The sequence below is a fragment of the Hydrogenophaga sp. genome, assembly GCF_041633695.1.
In the GTDB taxonomy this organism is placed as follows: domain Bacteria; phylum Pseudomonadota; class Gammaproteobacteria; order Burkholderiales; family Burkholderiaceae_C; genus Hydrogenophaga.
In genome coordinates this window covers 1-1952 of sequence record NZ_JBFJMY010000631.1, presented here as the reverse complement: position 1 = coordinate 1952, position 1952 = coordinate 1, and the positions used below count along the sequence as shown (strand labels likewise).

At 66.1% G+C, this 1952-nt stretch carries 2 protein-coding genes; both read left to right on the top strand.

The annotated features are described in order from the left end of the window. The first annotated feature begins 90 nt into the window (after positions 1-90). On the top strand, positions 91-1278 hold the full coding sequence (locus ABYB95_RS22605; RefSeq protein ID WP_372662311.1) for a benzoate/H(+) symporter BenE family transporter: 1188 nt from the start codon (positions 91-93) through the stop codon (positions 1276-1278). Beyond that, positions 1275-1952: glutathione synthase (gshB, locus tag ABYB95_RS22600; RefSeq protein WP_372662308.1), on the top strand; the 678-nt coding region annotated here is incomplete at its 3' end. The genes ABYB95_RS22605 and gshB, both read left to right, overlap by 4 nt.

Sequence of the window (1952 nt, the reverse complement as noted above, 5' to 3'; positions counted from 1 at the left end):
GGTGGATGGGGTGCCATTCGGCACGATGGGCCCACCCGCTTCGGACACCCCAAGGCGGCAAGGTCATGGCACACCCGGCACAATCGCCGCATGCCGTTTTTCCGCGACCTGAATCTTTCCGCTGCCACCGCCGGCTTTGTCGCGGTGCTGGTGGGTTTCACCAGTTCGGTGGCGATCGTGTTCCAGGCCGCGCAGGCCTTTGGCGCCACGCCCGCGCAGATCACTTCCTGGATGTGGGCGCTGGGCCTGGGCATGGGCCTGTGTTCGGCGGTTCCGTCGCTGATCCTGCGCCAGCCGGTGATGGTGGCCTGGAGCACGCCGGGTGCGGCGGTGCTGGCCACCGCCGGTCTGGCCGGTGGGTTCACCATGGCGCAGGCGGTGGGGGCGTTCATCGTGAGCGCTGCGCTCATCATGCTGGTGGGCGCGACCGGTTGGTTTGAGCGCATCATGAACCGCATCCCGGTGGCCATTGCCTCGGCTTTGCTGGCCGGGGTGCTGGCGCGCTTCGGCTTGCAGGCTTTTGCGGCGGCGCAGACGGCGCTGCCGCTGGTGCTGCTGATGTTGTTTGTCTACCTGCTGGGGCGGCGCTTGATGCCGCGTTATGCCGTGGTGCTCACGCTGGTCGCGGCGGTGGGCTATGCGGTACTCCAGGGGCAGTTCAACAGCGCGGCCGTCACGCTGGAATTCGCCCGCCCGATTTTCACCATGCCCGAGTTTAGTCTGGCCGCCACCGTCAGCCTGGCCCTGCCTTTGTTCGTGGTCACCATGGCTTCGCAAAACCTGCCGGGTGTGGCCGCGATTCGCACGGCGGGCTACAACAACATGCCGATCTCCCGCGTCATCACCCTGACCGGCGTGGCCACACTGGTGCTGGCCCCCTTTGGCGCGTTTGCCCTCAATCTCAGTGCCATCACCGCCGCCATCTGCATGGGACCCGAAGCGCACCCCGACCCGCAAAAGCGTTACACCGCTGCCGCGGTCTGTGGCGGCATCTATGTGCTCATCGGCTTGTTTGGTGCGGCCATCACCGGGCTCTTGATCGCGTTCCCCCAAGAGCTGGTGCTGGCCATTGCCGGCCTGGCCTTGTTGGGCAGCATCGGGGGCGGTCTGCACGCCGCATTGCGGGAAGACAGCCACCGCGAAGCCGCGCTCATCACCTTTCTGGTCACGCTCAGCGGCGTGGTCATTGCGGGCATTGGCTCCGCCTTCTGGGGTGTGGTGGCCGGTGCCCTCGCGCTTTTGATTCAACACTTCCGTTTCAGGACATTGCCACCATGAACATCCTCGTCATTGCCGATCCGCTCGCGTCTTTCAAGATTTACAAGGACACCACCTTTGCCATGATGCGCGAGCTGCAGCGCCGGGGCCATGCGCTGGCGGCTTGCGAGCCGCAGCACCTGAGCTGGCGCAGCGGGCAGGTGGTCAGCGCCCGGGTGCGGCACATCACGCTCACGGGCGACAGCGCCAACTGGTTCGATGCCGACAACGAGGCGGTGGAGCCGGTGCACAGCTTCGACGCGGTGCTGATGCGCAAAGACCCGCCGTTCGACAGCGAATACTTCTACGCCACTCACCTGCTGGAGCAGGCCGAGCGCGAAGGCGCGCGGGTCTTCAACAGCCCGCGTGCGCTGCGCGACCACCCGGAAAAACTCGCGCTCATGGAGTTCGCCGCGTTCGCCCCGCCGACCCTGGTGACGCGCTCACCCGACCAGATCCGCGCCTTCCACGCCGAGCACCAGGACGTGATCTTGAAACCGCTGGACGGCATGGGCGGCATGGGCATTTTTCGCGTCGGGTCCGACGGCATGAACCTGGGCAGCATCATCGAAACCCTGAACCAGGGCGGCAGCACCAGCGTCATGGTGCAGCGCTACCTGCCCGCCATCGTGGACGGCGACAAGCGCCTGCTGATCATCGGCGGGAAACCCGCCGACTTCTGTCTGGCGCGCATT